Origin of the sequence: Cytobacillus sp. Hz8, assembly GCF_042263505.1 — a bacterium.
In the GTDB taxonomy this organism is placed as follows: domain Bacteria; phylum Bacillota; class Bacilli; order Bacillales; family Cytobacillaceae; genus Bacillus_BE.
The window spans coordinates 1-16,379 of the sequence record NZ_JBHKFI010000023.1; the positions used below are offsets into that span (position 1 = coordinate 1).

The window sequence follows — 16,379 nt, forward strand, 5'->3', positions numbered from 1 at the left end:
GACGGCCTGTCGCGACGCTATACTAGCGCGTCTTGTGCTTTGGAGGATTAGCTCAGCTGGGAGAGCATCTGCCTTACAAGCAGAGGGTCGGCGGTTCGAGCCCGTCATCCTCCACCATTTATCTAATCAGACAAGCAAGCCGGCCTAGCACAATTGGTAGAGCACGACCGAAAAGCTTCTTTGAGGAACATCAGCATACTGATCGAGCTGCTACTTGAATAGGCTTACTGAGATCAGGATGACGATAACAAATTGCGTTGCTGAAAATAATTATTTTTACGAAAATATATGCCGGCCTAGCTCAATTGGTAGAGCAACTGACTTGTAATCAGTAGGTTGGGGGTTCAAGTCCTCTGGCCGGCACCACTAAAATAGAGAGCCATTAGCTCAGTCGGTAGAGCACGACCGAATAAGCTTCTTGTATAGGCCTCAGAGTACGCAATGAACTGCTTCATGAATAAGCTATCTGAAATGCGGACGTCGTAGATGCCATAGATTAAGAATAGAACTAAATTAATAAGCAAAATAAAATTGAGAGCCATTAGCTCAGTAGGTAGAGCATCTGACTTTTAATCAGAGGGTCGAAGGTTCGAGTCCTTCATGGCTCACCATATTTGCGGAAGTAGTTCAGTGGTAGAACATCACCTTGCCAAGGTGAGGGTCGCGGGTTCGAACCCCGTCTTCCGCTCCAAGTAATGCCGGGGTGGCGGAACTGGCAGACGCACAGGACTTAAAATCCTGCGGTAGGTGACTACCGTACCGGTTCGATTCCGGTCCTCGGCACCACTTTTAAATTAATAATGCGCCCATAGCTCAATTGGATAGAGCGTCTGACTACGGATCAGAAGGTTGCGGGTTCGACTCCTACTGGGCGCGTTTATTTCGGGAAGTAGCTCAGCTTGGTAGAGCACTTGGTTTGGGACCAAGGGGTCGCAGGTTCGAATCCTGTCTTCCCGATTTGTAGAGACATACTATAAGTTTTGGCGGCGTAGCTCAGCTGGCTAGAGCGTACGGTTCATACCCGTGAGGTCGGGGGTTCGATCCCCTCTGCCGCTACCATTTTTCATATGTTTTTTGGAGGAATACCCAAGTCTGGCTGAAGGGATCGGTCTTGAAAACCGACAGGCGGGTTAAACCGCGCGGGGGTTCGAATCCCTCTTCCTCCTCCATTTTATATGTCATCGCGGATGGAGCAACGAGCGTTACTCCAATGAACAATCTGCGAGTTGTACCGATTGATCCACAACTTGAGTAAGCTTTCTGAGATTGGGACAGTCATGCACAAACAAAATGCATTAACTAAACTTTATATATTATTATTATTATTATTATTATTATTATTATTATCGCGGGGTGGAGCAGTCTGGTAGCTCGTCGGGCTCATAACCCGAAGGTCGCAGGTTCAAATCCTGCCTCCGCAATCGCAATGGTCCGGTAGTTCAGTTGGTTAGAATGCCTGCCTGTCACGCAGGAGGTCGCGGGTTCGAGTCCCGTCCGGACCGCCATTTTTATCTTCTATAGGTAAGAATATGGCTTAGTAGCTCAGTCGGTAGAGCACGATCGAATAAGCTACGAAGCAAAAACAACAGCGCACAAAACGAAAGACATCTTGAATAGGCTTTCTGAGTTTTGGGCGAAGGACGAAGAAGAATTCTCTGTAGGTGAATATATATATGGCTCAGTAGCTCAGTCGGTAGAGCACGACCGAATAAGCTGCGAAGCAAAAGCTTCAGCGCACAAAACGAACGGCTACTTGAATTGACTTCCTGAGTTTTGTGTGAAGGACGAAGTGAGATTCTCTGTAGGTGAATATATTTATATGGCTCAGTAGCTCAGTCGGTAGAGCAAAGGACTGAAAATCCTTGTGTCGGCGGTTCGATTCCGTCCTGAGCCATCTTTTTTCATTTGGAGGGGTAGCGAAGTGGCTAAACGCGGCGGACTGTAAATCCGCTCCCATGGGTTCGGCGGTTCGAATCCGTCCCCCTCCACCATTAATGTCCATATAGGGGCATAGTTTAACGGTAGAACAGAGGTCTCCAAAACCTCCAGTGTGGGTTCGATTCCTACTGCCCCTGCCAATTAAATAATGATGGCGGTTGTGGCGAAGTGGTTAACGCATCGGATTGTGGTTCCGACACTCGTGGGTTCGATTCCCATCAATCGCCCCATTTTTAGAAATTACGACATTGGGTTGTTTATGATTGTGTTTTTGTGATAGAATGTGGAATGTTGAGGAATTTTCTGTAGAAGTTGTTTTGTCCCTCTGGTTTATTTATGCAGTTTAGGGGAATGTCGAAACATTAATTACAGAAGTAATTCAAAGAAACTTTTTCATTTGCAATGATTCTTTACGCAGGTAGTTTTGTTTTTAAGAAATACTCTTGAATGTTTTTTGTGGTTTAAATAAGGGTGTGTCGACATATTTAACTACAGGAGTAGTTCAAGGTAGTATATTCAGTTGCAAGTATTGTTTACGCATATGATTTTGTTTAAGAAATATTCTTGAATGGATTTTGTGGTTGTATTAAGGGAATGTCGAAACATTTAACTACAGAAGTAATTCGATGCAGCATATTCATTTGCAATTAAATGTTTCTGCGGTGCATATTCATGATGCTTACTCGAGGGAGTAATTTCATGGAGATTCTTCAGTGGGCTATAGCCAAGCGGTAAGGCAACGGACTTTGACTCCGTCATGCGTAGGTTCGAATCCTGCTAGCCCAGCCAATTTTATAATAAGGCAGCATAGCCAAGTGGTAAGGCAGAGGTCTGCAAAACCTTCACCACCGGTTCAAATCCGGTTGCTGCCTCCATTTTTATCATAATGCGGGTGTAGTTTAGTGGTAAAACTACAGCCTTCCAAGCTGTTGTCGTGAGTTCGATTCTCATCACCCGCTCCATTTAGGGGCCTATAGCTCAGCTGGTTAGAGCGCACGCCTGATAAGCGTGAGGTCGATGGTTCGAGTCCATTTAGGCCCACCATATTATTTTATTTCGCAGTAGCTCAGTGGTAGAGCAACGAGCATCTCTCCGATGAATATGCTTCGAGTTGTACTCATCGAGCCACTACTTGGATAAGCTTTCTGAGATGAGGACATTCGGCAAAGCTTTCTGAGATTTAGGAATGAAAACTTATTATTCCGCAGTAGCTCAGTGGTAGAGCATTCGGCTGTTAACCGAACGGTCGTAGGTTCGAATCCTACCTGCGGAGCCATTTATATATTAGGGTAATGGTTTTGGAAAAATTCCGTTATTCTCCATACATATCTAATGCGCCTTTAGCTCAGCTGGATAGAGCATACGCCTTCTAAGCGTACGGTCAGAGGTTCGAATCCTCTAAGGCGCGTAACAAGAGGGTACCCAAGGCAAAAAGCTTTTTGGTATTCTCTTTTTATTTGGATGATCCGATTTTAAATTATACAACTAAAGTGTGATACTAAAAGGAGAAGTGGAATGGCCTAAACTGGCTGTCCAACTTCTCTTTTTTTATTTGGTCGGGAGATCTTTAAAAAGAATAAACAAGTAAACTTTATGATTTAGAAAATATAAAGTTAGGTTTGGTACTCCGTTTATTCGCGGTCATCTTTTTATATGAGATTTTGAAAAAAGTACCCTCGTTTTCTATAAAATGCTCGCGAAACTACTAAAATATGCACAAAAAATTAGAAATGCCCGCGGAAAAGTGGCATTATTATCATTCAAAAGGAGGCGTGATCTTGATTATTCGCGACTTCCCAAATTTATTCGCGAAAATCCAAGGTTTATTCGCGACTTTTTAAATTTATTCGCGAAAATGACCAATTTATTCGCGACTGTCTTTTATATTCGCGATTTTGAAAAAATATTCGTGAGCACCCTCCACTATTCTCAAAAATCGATCTCCTCTACATTCAACACTCGCCGCAAAAATCAGTTAACTCAATAAATCACCGTTACATTTTGATCATGTAAATACTTAATCCACTCATCAGTAGGTTTTTGATCCGTGACGAGGTAATCGATTTCCTTAAATGACATAAAGCTGACAAAGGCGATGTTGTCAAATTTGGTGTGGTCTAATAGCAGCATGGTTTTTCCGGCTTGATAGATCATGGCTTTTTTTAGCTCTGAGTCAGGTTCGTTTGAGTCAGTTATGTCTTTTTCTTTATCAATACCTTTGCAGCTGATGATAGCTAAGTCGGTATTGTATTTATGTACGGTTTCTTGGGGAATGGAGCCGACAAGGGAAAAGGAATGTGGCCGCAGTATTCCACCAGTTGAAATGATGCGCAGCTTATCGCTGTTTATTTCATTTAATATCTTGACTGAATTCGTTATGATTGTGATGTTTTGTTTTTCGGTTAGCAATTTGACTAATTCGTAGCAAGTGGAACTCGAATCAACAAATAGGGAGTCATGATCGCTAATATAATTGAGTGCTTTTTGGGCAATTTCCTGCTTTGTTTGTAAATTTTGGTCACTTCTTGCAACAAAGGGAAGGTCCTCATTGGTGTGTTGATTAATGATCGCTCCTCCATAAGTTCGAGTAACGAGTCCTTCTTTTTCAAGTTTTTCTAAATCTCTTCTAATGGTTTCCTCTGTTACATTAAAGCGCTTGCTTAAATCGGAAACCAACACTCTTTTATCTATTTGAATAATCTCTATGACTCTTTGCCGTCTTTCAATAGGTAACACGGTAGAATTCCCCCTCAGATGAGTTGAGTACTATATCATTATTATAGCAAAAAATGTGGTTTTTGTACTAGTGTACTTGGAAAAACAAATAAAAACAACAAGAAAATGAGAAGATATGGTGAAAATACAACATGAACAAAGAAAATCATGTATGTTTTTGTTGACTTTCAAATAATCAAAATTTATTATTTAGTTAGGCAATAAAAAAGATGTTTTTTCCTTTTTTTTATCATTATTTGTGAATCATTGAGCAATAAATAATCAAAACAATATGATTTGGAGGCTGATCTTAATGAGTGGACATGTTCTATTTGTACCAAGCACAAACCTTATGGGAAGAGGATGTTTAGCTGAAGTTGGACCGTTTATCAAAGATATTGGCAAGAAAAAGGCATTAGTGGTAACAGATAAATTTTTGATGAAAAGTGGAATTGCGGATAGAGTTATTTCGGTTTTAAAGGAAGCCGAGATTGACTATGTGGTGTATGATGATGTGAAACCAAATCCATCAACAAGCACAGTCTATACTGGTGTTGATATCTATAAGGAAAATCAATGTGAATTATTAGTATCGATTGGTGGAGGCTCCCCACAGGACACAGCCAAAGCCATTGGTCTTTACATTACAAACGGTGGAGATATTCGAGATTATGAAGGGGTCAATAAAACCAAGAATAAATCTGTACCGATTGTAGCAATCAATACAACAGCAGGAACATCCAGCGAATTTACCATCAATTATGTTATTACGGATGAAGAGCGCAGTGTCAAAATGGTGATGGTTGATAAAAACAGCTTAGTAACAATTTCTGTAAATGATCCGGAATTAATGATAGGCAAACCAGCTGATTTAACAGCCGCAACAGGAATGGACGCGTTGACCCATGCAATTGAAGCGATTGTGACACCAGGTGCTTATACGGTTACAGACGCGATGGCGTTATCAGCGGTTGAAATCATTTTTAATTATCTTCCAAGAGCGGTGAAGGATGGGCATGATATTGAGGCTCGTGAACAAATGGCCTATGTGATGTTTCTAGGTGGAGTGGCGTTTAATAATGCTGGTTTAGGGTTTGTTCATGCGATGGCCCATCAATTAGGCGGAATGTACGACTTACCTCATGGGGTTTGCAACGCAATGCTTTTGCCAATTGTGGAACAGGAAAATGCGAAACGGAATCCCGTGAAATTTAGAGCGATTGCCAAAGCGATTGGAATAGAGGTTGCGGACAAGACCGATGAACAATGTGCGGATGCTGTTATTGAAGCGATCAAAGGACTGTCTAAAGAAGTAGGAATTCCATCTGTCCTTTCTGAATTAGGCGTAAACGAAGTGAATTTGGACAAGCTCGCTGAAAATGCATTGCTAGATGCCTGTGCACCGGGAAATCCATTCCAACCTACAAAAGAAGAAGTCATTGAAATGTTTAAAGAAATTATCTAAGAAAACAACTTGAATGTTGAACATTCTGCTCATCTGTTGTGATTTTCAACAGATGAGCTGTTTTTTGATAAAATTATCCGACTTTTGTGGAATTCATTCATTAGAAACAAAATGTTCAAAGAAAAAACAAAAAATAATGTTGTTTTATCTTTGTTTATGTTGTATTATGTTGTTGAAAACAAAGAAATGTTAGTTCTCAGAGGAAGTGGTGATCTAGTGACATATATTGCCGTCGATATTGGAGCATCCAGTGGACGCTTAGTTTTAGGGGAAATGAAGAATGCTCAATTAGAAATAAAAGAAATTCATCGATTTGCAAACGGTTTTATGGATATCAGTGGAACTTGTTACTGGGATATTGATCATTTACTGAATGAAATATTAAAAGGACTTGAAAAGGTGAAGTCCCTAGGAATTGAGACATGCACAGTTGGAATCGATACATGGGCAGTTGATTATGTTTTAGTTGGGCATGAAAGAAAGCGGTTACGTGAAGTCGTATCCTATCGTGATAGTCGAACAAAAGATACAATTGAAAAAATCATCAAACAGATGCCAAAAGAAAAAATATATCAAAAAACAGGAATCCAATTTCAGCCATTTAACACCCTTTATCAATTGTATGAAGAAGAGAAGGAAAAGCTGAAAGATGCGCAATATATCTTGATGGTGCCAGATTTCTTAGCCTTTTGTTTAACGGGCCGGCCTGTCGCGGAAAAAACAAATGCATCAACCACACAGCTGTTAAATCTAGAAACAAAATCATTTGATGAGGAGCTGCTCCAACTCCTTTCCGTCAAGAAAGAGCAGTTTCCAGAACTGACGGAGCCAGGAACAGAATTGGGAGAGGTAAGAAGAGAATGGTTTCCTACTTTTGATCTTCCAAAATGTACAGTCATTACGGTAGCGACTCATGATACCGCATCTGCTGTTATCGGAACTCCTGGTTTTGGAGACAATTGGGCTTACTTAAGCAGCGGAACATGGTCTTTGTTAGGAATAGAAAGCGAGGTTCCTGTTGTCAGCAATCTTGCTTTGAAAAACAATTACACCAACGAGTGGGGCGCTTTTCACACGATCCGCTTCCTTAAAAACATTATCGGAATGTGGATTATCCAAGAAGTAAGGCGCTTTTTAAAGAAAGATTATAATTTCGGTCAATTTGTGGAAGAGGCAAAAAAAGAAAATGGAGCTTTTCCTTACATTAATTTTAACGATAAGAGGTTTTTGAATCCAGCTAATATGATCGAAGAAATTCAAAGCTATTGTTGCGAAACAAATCAACAGGTGCCTGAAACAGCCGGCGAATTGGCTTACTGCATTTATAATAATCTAGCAATTATTTATGCGATTGCGATGGAGGAATTACAGCAGATTACAGGCAAAAGAATCGATCAGCTTCATATCGTTGGCGGAGGTGCCTACAATGAATACCTTAATCAGCTGACGGCAGATTTCAGCGGTAAAACCGTTTATGCCGGACCAACAGAGGCAACTGCGATTGGAAATCTTGTTATGCAGATGATCGCAATGAAAGAAATAGAAGATTTGCAGGCCGCCCGCCAGCTTATAAGAGATTCATTTGAAATAAAAAAATACACACCAAACCATCTTCATCAACAAACCATCATGGAACAATTCAAGGAGGTAACGACGAAATGATGACACCTGAAATTCAAGAGGCTTATGAAGCAGCAAAAAAACTATATGCCAAGCATGGAATTAATACGGATGATGTGATCAATCAATTAAAGGATATTAAGATTTCCATGCATTGCTGGCAAGGGGATGATGTTCGAGGTTTTATTAATAAGGATCAAGAACTGACTGGCGGGATTTCTGTAACAGGAAATTATCCAGGAGTAGCAAGGACACCAGAGGAGCTTCGTCAGGATCTTGAAAAAGCTTACTCCCTTATACCAGGAAAACATAAGTTGAATTTACATGCAATCTATGTCGATACCGATGAAAAAATTGATTACAACGAAATTGAACCACGTCATTTCGAAAAATGGGTCACTTGGGCAAAAGAACAGGGACTTGGTCTTGACTTCAACCCCACTCTTTTCTCCCATCCAAAATCAGAAGACGGTTTTACCCTCAGTCATCCGAATAAGGAAATCCGGGATTTCTGGATTGAGCATTGCAAACGTTCACGCAAAATCGGCGAATACTTTGGAAGAGAAACTGGCCAAACCTGTGTGACAAATGTCTGGATTCCAGATGGCTACAAGGATAATCCCGTTGATCGACTTGCTCCTAGAAAGAGATTAGAAGAATCTTTAGATGAAATTTTTAAAGAGGAAATCGATTCGGAGTACAACCTTGATGCCATCGAAAGTAAGGTATTTGGCATTGGTTCTGAAGCTTATGTGGTTGGTTCTCATGAATTTTACATGGGATATGGGCTTACTCGAGATAAGCTCATCTGCTTAGATGCCGGGCACTTCCATCCAACCGAAGTGGTATCCAATAAATTATCTGCTATTTCCTTATTTAGTAAAGGTATGCTTCTACATGTCAGTCGCCCGGTTCGCTGGGATAGTGACCATGTCGTGATTCTAGATGATGAGCTTCAGGAAATTGCAAAAGAACTTGTTGTTAATAATCTTTTAGATAAAACTCATATTGGTCTTGATTTCTTCGACGCGAGCATCAATCGTGTCGCTGCATGGGTAATCGGGGCACGCAATATGATTAAAGCATTGCTCAAGGCATACTTGGAGCCAATTGAGCAGCTGAAGGAGATTGAATTAAAAGGGGATTTCACAACACGACTTGCCCTTAGAGAGGAATTCAAAAGCTATCCATTTGGAGCCATTTGGGATTACTACTGCGCTTCCCTCGGAGTTCCGGTTCGGGAAGATTGGTTAGCTCAGGTAAGAAAATATGAAGAAGAAGTTTTGCGAAACAGAAACTAAGGGGTAATGAAAATGAGCGAAAAACGAGATATTCTAACAGCGCCATTCATTCAAGAAATGGCTAAAACAACCGCAAATCTTTACCGCTTGGGCTGGGATGAGCGCAACGGAGGAAATATTAGCTATCTATTAAAAGAGGAAGAGGTAACACCTTATCTTGATATTCATGAAGTAAAAAGAACCTTGCCAACCAAATTTGATGGATCTGCATTAGCAGGAAAATACTTTATTGTCACCGGTTCCGGAAAGTATTTTAAAAATGTGATCGATGCGCCATCTATTAATCTAGGTTTAATTCGCGTAACAGATGATGGTCAGTCAGTTGATGTTTTGTGGGGCTTTGAAGATGGGGGCACGCCAACGAGCGAGCTACCTTCTCATTTGATGGGACATATTGAACGTTTAAAGGTGGATCCGAACCATCGAATCATTATCCATTGTCACGCTAGCAATATTATTGGCATGACCTATACACATTCATTAGATGAGCGTATCTTTTCCAAAACCCTATGGCAAATGTCAACAGAATGCATCGTCGTTTTCCCGGAAGGCGTTGGTGTGGTTCCTTGGATGGTGCCAGGCACTGATGCGATTGGAGAGATAACGGCGAAAAAAATGCGGGATGTTCGCCTAGTAATCTGGCCACATCACGGAATCTTCGGAGCGGGAACCAGCATGGATGAAACCTTTGGCTTAATTGAAACCGCAGAAAAAGCGGCCCAAATTTATACGATTGTCTGTGCTCAAGGAGAGGTGAAGCAAACGATTACCGATCAACAATTACAGGACTTGGCAGATGCATTTGGAGTCGTTCCAAGAGAAGGAATTCTCGCAATTAGCAAAGTAACAAACTAACATTCCTTGGGGGGAGCAAAAGTGATTCGAAAAGCGAGCATTATGTTTGTCTACAAAGATTGCTATGAGGAATACAAAAAGCGTCATAATGAAATTTGGCCGGAAATGGTCACAGAGTTAAAGACCCACGGCGCGCACAATTATTCCATTTTCCTTGATGAAGAAACAGGCCGCCTATTTGCCTACTTAGAGGTAGAAGATGAAGAAAAATACGCCCAAATGGCTGATACTGATATTTGCAAAAAGTGGTGGGCTTATATGGAGCCCATTATGGAAACCAACCCGGACAATAGCCCTGTTTCGATTGATTTAAAAGATGTGTTTTATCTAGCTTAATTTCCTATCTATCCGCCCTATATAGTAGGGCGGGCAGAAAAGGTTAAATACAACAGTTATTAGACAAAAGATTGAAACCGCTTTCTGATAGTTTTATTCAGGATCACCATTATCATTATTAGGAGGATAAGAAATGGCTAAGTTTGGAAGTAAAAAAACTACTGGGTGGAAAGCTACAATTTCTGTCGCGATGGCAAACTATATCGAAGCAGGGTCGATCATTGCAGCTGCAAGTAGCTTAACGCTTTGGCAAACCTATCTTCATTTAGATAGTACCGCTATTGGATTGTTAAGTGCTTTAAGTGCAAATGCCTTTGGAGCTGCGATTGGAGCTTTATTTGGTGGTCATTTGTGTGATAAATATGGGCGGAAATTTATTTATGCTTATGATTTGCTTGCCTATATGGCTGGTGTCCTTTTAATCGCCCTATCTGTCAATTTCCCGATGCTCTTAATCGGTACGATTATCACTGGAATTTCAGTAGGAGCAGGTGTACCGGCTTCATGGACCTATATAGCGGAAGAGGCTCCTTCAGATAAGCGGGCAGCCCACGTCGGCACCGCACAATTAGCTTGGTCCATTGGTCCAATGATTACATTTATTCTCGCTGTTTTATTAGCACCACTAGGTTTATTAGGAAGCCGAATTATTTTTCTTCATTTATTAGTAATTGCATTCATTACCTGGTATATTCGTCAAGGTTTATCAGAATCTGCTATTTGGAAAGAAGGAAAAGAAAAGGAAGAAAGAGCAAGAAAAGCAGGAAAAGCATCCCAAGGTACGATCAAACAATTATTCAGCCTCAAACCGAATCGTGAAGCACTTTTCCTTTTAATCGGAATCTATCTTTTCTGGAATTTAACAGCTGGAGCCATGGGATATTTTATGCCTTATATTTATGAAAATGTCGGTGGTTTAACGAATACACAAGCAAATCTCTTACAAGCATTTTTATGGGGCTTAACCGTTTTAACCACCTACGTAGTCTTTATGAAACTTGCAGACAAATATAGCCGTCGTTTCCTATTCGGATTAGGAGCGGTCATGGGTGTTGCCGCTTGGTTAATCTTAACCTTCGCCGGAATGAATTGGTTCTCCCTATTCGCATTCGTCATCCTTTGGGGAAGCGCAGCCGGCTTTGGCGCTCAAGCATTCTATGGGCTATGGGCAAGCGAATTGTTCCCAACCAGATATCGCGCAGGCGCACAAGGTCTTATGTACTTCTTAGTCCGTTTCGGTATCGCCATTTGGTCATTCCTATTACCAACAGTCATGGACTCACTAGGATTTAAAGTTGCTGGTATTGTGATGATCACCTTCCTTGTCATTCATAGTATCATCGGAATTCTCTTAGCGCCAAATACAAAAGGCAAGACATTAAAAGAAATTGAAGAAGAGCGCTTTGGATCAAATGGTGAGCCCGAGAAAATGGTAGCCGGGGAGTAAGGATATGTCCTTTGAAATAAGGATGGGAAAGTAAGGGAGATCGTGCCCTTGCTTTCTTTTTGATTGGTCGTTTTTACGAGTAAAAAGGGCGATTGTAAATAAATTGGCTGTTTTCGCGAACAAAATCCACGATAATCAGGTTCATTCCCTTTTTTGACCAAATTTCAAAACAATTAAGTCCAATTCAAAAGCCCTCCGTAAAAAATTAAAATGAATTCAGTTCGAAAAAACAACAAGCTTTGCTAAAACAGCGTTTCATAAAGAATTGCACATCAAAAGTTGCACACGCTATCGAATCCCCCAAAACAAAAAAAGACAAAGACCGAAGCCAATGTCCTTTTTCATGATGACATCACTTGCCCGCCATTTACATGCAGTGTTTGCCCGGTGACGAATCGGGAATCATCTGAGGCGAGGTAAACGAAAGTGGGGGCTATTTCAAATGGCTGGCCTTGGCGATCCATGGGATTTCCAGCAAGGGTGACTTGGTCTGGAGAAAAGCTTGATGGAATAAGCGGGGTCCAAAATCGTCCAGGGGCAATCGCATTGACACGAATTCCATCCTTTACAAGATTATTGGCGAGAGCTCGCGTGAAGCCAACAATGGCGGCTTTAGTTGCAGTGTAATCAATCAACTGATCATTTCCGTAGAACGCGACGACCGAGGCTGTATTAATAATTGAGCTGCCGGCTTTGAGATAAGGGAGTGCGGCACGTGTGGTGTAAAAATGAGAGTAGATATTCACCTTGAAGGTATCATCAAACTGCTCATCACTTATGTCAAGCAGGCTTAGCTGGTGGAACTGGATACCTACATGATTACAGAGAATCTCAAGATGACCAAAGGTTTGCCCGGTTTTTTCAACGATATGAATACATTGTTCTTTTTCCCGTAAGTCACCAGGCAATAATAAGCATCTTTGCCCGAACTCTTCAATCCGATTTTTCGTTCGGTTGGCGTCCTCATGTTCATCTAAATAGGCAATTGCGACATCAGCGCCCTCCTTGGCAAAAGCAATCGCAGCGGCTGCTCCCATGCCACTATCCCCACCAGTTATGAGTGCAACCTTTCCGCGAAGCTTCTCTGTTCCCTGATAATGAGGATTTTCTATAATTGGTCTTGGAACCATCACCCCTTCGACACCAGGCTGACGCAGCTGTCTCTGCTCAGGAACAGTGATGGCAACATCTTCATATATCGTAATTTTTCCGTAATTCGGATGCATCGGGTACTCTTGATAATCTCGATCCTGCTGATTATTTTCATTCACTTCGGACATACGATCATCCTCCTCGTAAATTTCCTCTTGGTTACAGTATGTGAATATTCGAATAGGGTGCCTGGCACCTTAAATACTAAGTATGAATAAAGTAAGGTGATAAGGAGGTAAGAAGAATGCAGAATTACGAATATTATAGCCCTGAAGTTCATGCATTATTAATGAATTACTCGAATGAAAAGGTGGCGGTTTTATACAACTCCAATCCTCAGCCGTTTTTGCTCCCCACGATTGGAAAAAGGCCGCCGTTTTATTGTCACCCGAAATATGAACAATATTATCCGGTTATTTAAGTATGGGGTCACCACTCGCTTGGGTGGTGTTTTTTTATGAAATTTAACTCAAAAAATAAAAAGGAAGACCTAGCATTTATAGAAATGTGCATTTCATGCGGAGAGGGTATGCTCGCAGGATCTAAGAGAAAAAAGCGACAAGCATCATCCATTCTATTGGATTCCGCTTGCCGCTTTTTTCTTATGAGTTCACTGCTTCAGTGGAATTATCTGTTCCATTATCGATTGACGTTCCATCATCCGGAGTGGTTATCCCCGTTTCAGGTGTGGTTGTCCCTGTTTCAGGAGTAGTTGTTCCAGATTCCGGAGTCGTAGTCCCTGTATCTGGTGTTGTTCCTGTCTCAGGAGTTGTTGTTTCCGGAGTAGAAGCTTGTTTTGCAAGAAGCTTCACTCTTTCGATTTCATCTGCCGCCAATGTTTGAAGCTCTTTTGATTTTGCTGCTAGGGCATCAAACTCTGCAGTAGAAGATTTATATTTTTTCTTATAGCTGGAAAGCTGTTTATCAATAGCTTTTAGCTTGTTGATTTCTGCTTTCAGCTTACCTTTGTAGCTATTGTATTTGGAATTAGCAAGTGATTTGGATAAATCCTTTTCAGCTGTTCCTTCATCGTTCACTTGAAAATAGGTATTGATTGATTTGGTAATTTTCTGAATACTTGTTTCAGAAGTAATTAATCGTTTTTCTACTGATTTACCAACCTTTGATTGAATCTTAACCTTTTTCTTTTCTACTTGCTTGCTGCTTGCTTCGTTCTTCTTTTGGTCACCCGTAGTTTTGTGAGATTGCGTTACTTTCACCGGCTGTTTGCCATGGTCAACCGATTTGGCACTTGCAATAGAGGTTGTCCCCAAGATTAAAGATAGGGCAAAAGCACTTGATAAAATTTTGTAACCTTTTGTCGATTTCATTACCTTTCCTCCTTTTTGGTAACGGCAGCTGGCTGGCATAGGAAGTTCCCTTAGCCCCATAGCTTTGTGACACCAGATTTCCCTGATTGTACCTTTTAGACACTCATCATACTCTATCTTTTTTGTCGAGAAAAGGGATAAAAGACCCATAAATTTTAAGGAAAAATGACTATTAACTCACTTTTTCTATTGCCTAAACCTACCATAAAAAAACTCCCCACGAGTATTCCCTTTTATGATAAAATTATCTAAATATAGTAACGATCTTATCGTCAGAATATTCAATATTTCGGATGTGGATTATATGAAAGGTAAGAAATTGAATCAAGTAATGATTACAAGCTTTAATCGTATTTTAACTGATATTGAAAGAGTGAACTTCTCTGCCAACCATCCTGAACTGATCCATTTGAAAGAGAAAACAGAAGCGGCAGGAATTGATGGCATACATGAGCTGGGAGAGCGTGTCGTTTCGATTAATCAGAAAATAGAATCTCTCAATTGGATGAATAATCACCTGCGAATTTTAGCAGACTTCGCTCAAGCCTGTGCAAAGACCTTAAATGAAGATGTTCTGCTAAGGAAGGCCTATGAGCTTGTATCGCTCGTTATGCCCACTGATGCTTTTTACTTCGCGCTATATAATGAACAAGAACAACTCATCCATATTCCTTTCTTAGTCGATGAAGGGACTGAATACAGACCGAACCCTTTACAAGTTGATAATAGCAACATGACCTCAAGAGTAATCAAAAGCAGAAAAACCCTTCATACAACAACTCAAAAAGATTTAGGTCCCGATTATGCAGTGGTAGGTCGAGATGTCAGTAATACCTGTATTTTTGTCCCATTAATTATTGATGACCAGGTAAAGGGAGTCATCTCTGCTCAATGTCATGAGGAGTTCGCCTATCGGAAAGAGCATGAAGAACTGCTTCTCATTATTGGCAATCAAGTCTTAAGCTCCATTGAAACGGCAAGATTATATAAAAAAATATATGAAATGTCGTTAATGGATGAAATGACGGGACTAGGAAATTTCCGTGCATTTCATAAAGATTTTTCCATGGCTTTGCAACAAGACACACCGCTTGCCTTAATCATGATCGATTCAGATAATTTAAAAGAGATCAATGATCATTTTGGGCATGAAGCAGGAGACAACTATTTAATCGAGTTAGCTCAAGGAATGAAAAGTTTATGTGATGAGGATATTAAAGGCTATCGTTATGCTGGAGATGAATTTATGCTAATCGTGGCCAATTCTTCTCTAGAAAAAATTAATCACCTTATTAAGCAATTGGAAGAATATTTATGCAATCATGGAGTTTCTGTTTCTGGAAAAGAGATTAAAGTATCCTTTAGCGCTGGGGCGTCAAATTATCCTAAGGACGGAAGAACCGAAGAAGTGTTGAAAAGAAAGGCAGATAAGGCTCTGTATAGATCAAAAAGCCTAGGAAGAAATGTTCAGCTAGTTCTTTATGCCGAAAATGAATAGACGGATTGGAAAAAGTGATATTTGTAGAAAAATAGAGAAACAATAGTATATAATGAGAAAAAACGTATATTTATAACATCAAAGATTATAGGAGAGAAAAGTACTATAATTGGAGGAGAAAAGATGAAAAAAGGGATCGTTCTATTATTTTCTTTCTTGTTTCTATTTGGCATTTCATCTCATGCCTTTGCAGCAGAAAACAAGGATACTGAACAAGCACTCAAATTAATAGAAAAAACAAACGCAAATATTGATAAGGAAATCGACAAAACCGTGGAAAAAGCAAACAAGCTACAAAACCTCTATTTCCATCAGATTTTATTAGTTAAAGGTTCTGATCAAATTTATTCATTGAGATTAGAACAAACGAAATTAGAAAATCAACTTTTAAACACAACAGATGAACAAAAAGCAGCTGAACTCAGAGCAAGCATAGAGTCCATCGATAAAAAAGTCGCAGAAGTGGAAAGCAAGCTAAGCGAACAATCATCCTACTTCGCCAAAGTAACAGCTCAATTCAATCAAGATCTAAACCAACTCATTGCGGACCTAGATGCAAAAACCAAACAAATGACAGCTGAAACCATCCAAAAAGCAGCTGAACTCGGAGTAACAGCCGCTTGCGATTGGAAGCTTGTGAAGATTGCGCATAAGTGGATTTGGATTGATCCGATCGCTATAGTCGGAAGTTAAATGCTAGCTGCTTTTGAGACAACATAAG

At 40.5% G+C, this 16,379-nt stretch carries 12 protein-coding genes, 21 tRNA genes and 1 riboswitch; of the genes, 30 read left to right on the plus strand and 3 right to left on the minus strand.

Going from position 1 to position 16,379, the window contains the following annotated elements:
- The first annotated feature begins 41 nt into the window (after nt 1-41).
- The 21 genes from ACE38V_RS20175 (at nt 42) to ACE38V_RS20275 (ending at nt 3,346) form a co-directional block, all read left to right on the plus strand.
- Nucleotides 42-117: transfer RNA gene (locus ACE38V_RS20175), tRNA-Val, on the plus strand.
- Nucleotides 118-290: 173 nt separating this feature from the next.
- Nucleotides 291-366, plus strand: a tRNA-Thr gene (locus ACE38V_RS20180).
- Nucleotides 367-535: 169 nt separating this feature from the next.
- Nucleotides 536-611, plus strand: a tRNA-Lys gene (locus ACE38V_RS20185).
- Between the two features lie 5 nt (nt 612-616).
- Nucleotides 617-691, plus strand: a tRNA-Gly gene (locus tag ACE38V_RS20190).
- Nucleotides 692-697: 6 nt separating this feature from the next.
- Nucleotides 698-786, plus strand: a tRNA-Leu gene (locus ACE38V_RS20195).
- A gap of 16 nt (nt 787-802) precedes the next feature.
- Nucleotides 803-876: transfer RNA gene (locus tag ACE38V_RS20200), tRNA-Arg, on the plus strand.
- Nucleotides 877-883: 7 nt separating this feature from the next.
- Nucleotides 884-957 (plus strand) — tRNA-Pro (locus ACE38V_RS20205).
- Nucleotides 958-982: 25 nt separating this feature from the next.
- Nucleotides 983-1,059, plus strand: a tRNA-Met gene (locus ACE38V_RS20210).
- Nucleotides 1,060-1,076: 17 nt separating this feature from the next.
- A tRNA-Ser gene (locus tag ACE38V_RS20215) sits at nt 1,077-1,169 on the plus strand.
- A 178-nt stretch (nt 1,170-1,347) separates the two neighbouring features.
- A tRNA-Met gene (locus ACE38V_RS20220) sits at nt 1,348-1,421 on the plus strand.
- Between the two features lie 7 nt (nt 1,422-1,428).
- Nucleotides 1,429-1,505 (plus strand) — tRNA-Asp (locus ACE38V_RS20225).
- Between the two features lie 316 nt (nt 1,506-1,821).
- A tRNA-Phe gene (locus tag ACE38V_RS20230) sits at nt 1,822-1,894 on the plus strand.
- Between the two features lie 13 nt (nt 1,895-1,907).
- Nucleotides 1,908-1,991, plus strand: a tRNA-Tyr gene (locus tag ACE38V_RS20235).
- Between the two features lie 13 nt (nt 1,992-2,004).
- Nucleotides 2,005-2,078, plus strand: a tRNA-Trp gene (locus tag ACE38V_RS20240).
- Between the two features lie 14 nt (nt 2,079-2,092).
- Nucleotides 2,093-2,168, plus strand: a tRNA-His gene (locus ACE38V_RS20245).
- Nucleotides 2,169-2,652: 484 nt separating this feature from the next.
- Nucleotides 2,653-2,727, plus strand: a tRNA-Gln gene (locus tag ACE38V_RS20250).
- 12 nt (nt 2,728-2,739) lie between these two features.
- Nucleotides 2,740-2,813: transfer RNA gene (locus ACE38V_RS20255), tRNA-Cys, on the plus strand.
- 13 nt (nt 2,814-2,826) lie between these two features.
- Nucleotides 2,827-2,900, plus strand: a tRNA-Gly gene (locus tag ACE38V_RS20260).
- 5 nt (nt 2,901-2,905) lie between these two features.
- Nucleotides 2,906-2,982 (plus strand) — tRNA-Ile (locus ACE38V_RS20265).
- 157 nt (nt 2,983-3,139) lie between these two features.
- Nucleotides 3,140-3,214, plus strand: a tRNA-Asn gene (locus tag ACE38V_RS20270).
- A 58-nt stretch (nt 3,215-3,272) separates the two neighbouring features.
- Nucleotides 3,273-3,346 (plus strand) — tRNA-Arg (locus tag ACE38V_RS20275).
- A gap of 572 nt (nt 3,347-3,918) precedes the next feature.
- On the opposite strand, the gene ACE38V_RS20280 is transcribed toward ACE38V_RS20275, so the two are convergent.
- Complete coding sequence (locus ACE38V_RS20280) at nt 3,919-4,674, minus strand: DeoR/GlpR family DNA-binding transcription regulator (RefSeq protein ID WP_375844163.1); 756 nt, start codon at nt 4,672-4,674, stop codon at nt 3,919-3,921.
- 292 nt (nt 4,675-4,966) lie between these two features.
- Here ACE38V_RS20280 and ACE38V_RS20285 point away from each other — a divergent pair, with 292 nt between their 5' ends.
- From ACE38V_RS20285 to ACE38V_RS20310, 6 genes are all read left to right on the plus strand, one after another.
- Nucleotides 4,967-6,118, plus strand: coding sequence for an iron-containing alcohol dehydrogenase (locus ACE38V_RS20285; protein WP_375844165.1), 1,152 nt, complete (start codon nt 4,967-4,969; stop codon nt 6,116-6,118).
- Between the two features lie 216 nt (nt 6,119-6,334).
- Nucleotides 6,335-7,780 carry a rhamnulokinase gene (gene rhaB / locus ACE38V_RS20290; protein WP_375844167.1) on the plus strand — a complete coding sequence of 482 codons (1,446 nt, stop codon included), beginning with the start codon at nt 6,335-6,337 and terminating at the stop codon, nt 7,778-7,780.
- On the plus strand, nt 7,777-9,039 hold the full coding sequence (rhaA, locus tag ACE38V_RS20295) for an L-rhamnose isomerase (protein WP_375844170.1): 1,263 nt from the start codon (nt 7,777-7,779) through the stop codon (nt 9,037-9,039). The genes rhaB and rhaA overlap by 4 nt, the downstream gene beginning before the upstream one ends.
- Before the next feature lie 12 nt (nt 9,040-9,051).
- Nucleotides 9,052-9,894 (plus strand): rhamnulose-1-phosphate aldolase, encoded by an 843-nt coding sequence (gene rhaD / locus ACE38V_RS20300; RefSeq protein WP_375844172.1) that lies wholly within the window; start codon nt 9,052-9,054, stop codon nt 9,892-9,894.
- Nucleotides 9,895-9,915: 21 nt separating this feature from the next.
- Nucleotides 9,916-10,230, plus strand: coding sequence for an L-rhamnose mutarotase (gene rhaM, locus ACE38V_RS20305; RefSeq protein WP_375844173.1), 315 nt, complete (start codon nt 9,916-9,918; stop codon nt 10,228-10,230).
- Nucleotides 10,231-10,363: 133 nt separating this feature from the next.
- On the plus strand, nt 10,364-11,677 hold the full coding sequence (locus ACE38V_RS20310) for an MFS transporter (RefSeq protein ID WP_375844175.1): 1,314 nt from the start codon (nt 10,364-10,366) through the stop codon (nt 11,675-11,677).
- Nucleotides 11,678-12,018: 341 nt separating this feature from the next.
- Here ACE38V_RS20310 and ACE38V_RS20315 read toward each other — a convergent pair whose 3' ends face one another.
- Nucleotides 12,019-12,957: an SDR family oxidoreductase gene (locus ACE38V_RS20315; RefSeq protein ID WP_375844176.1), complete on the minus strand. Its 939-nt coding sequence runs from the start codon at nt 12,955-12,957 to the stop codon at nt 12,019-12,021.
- A gap of 116 nt (nt 12,958-13,073) precedes the next feature.
- Here ACE38V_RS20315 and ACE38V_RS20320 point away from each other — a divergent pair, with 116 nt between their 5' ends.
- Nucleotides 13,074-13,250, plus strand: a complete 177-nt coding sequence (locus ACE38V_RS20320) for a hypothetical protein (protein WP_375844178.1) — start codon at nt 13,074-13,076, stop codon at nt 13,248-13,250.
- A 181-nt stretch (nt 13,251-13,431) separates the two neighbouring features.
- Here ACE38V_RS20320 and ACE38V_RS20325 read toward each other — a convergent pair whose 3' ends face one another.
- Nucleotides 13,432-14,160: a hypothetical protein gene (locus ACE38V_RS20325; protein ID WP_375844180.1), complete on the minus strand. Its 729-nt coding sequence runs from the start codon at nt 14,158-14,160 to the stop codon at nt 13,432-13,434.
- A gap of 20 nt (nt 14,161-14,180) precedes the next feature.
- Nucleotides 14,181-14,263: riboswitch (cyclic di-GMP riboswitch) on the minus strand.
- Between the two features lie 201 nt (nt 14,264-14,464).
- On the opposite strand from ACE38V_RS20325, the gene ACE38V_RS20330 reads away from it, so the two are divergent.
- Both ACE38V_RS20330 and ACE38V_RS20335 read left to right on the plus strand, forming a co-directional pair.
- Nucleotides 14,465-15,658: a sensor domain-containing diguanylate cyclase gene (locus ACE38V_RS20330; protein WP_375844182.1), complete on the plus strand. Its 1,194-nt coding sequence runs from the start codon at nt 14,465-14,467 to the stop codon at nt 15,656-15,658.
- Nucleotides 15,659-15,781: 123 nt separating this feature from the next.
- Nucleotides 15,782-16,351, plus strand: coding sequence for a hypothetical protein (locus ACE38V_RS20335; RefSeq protein ID WP_375844184.1), 570 nt, complete (start codon nt 15,782-15,784; stop codon nt 16,349-16,351).
- Nucleotides 16,352-16,379 lie beyond the last annotated feature (28 nt).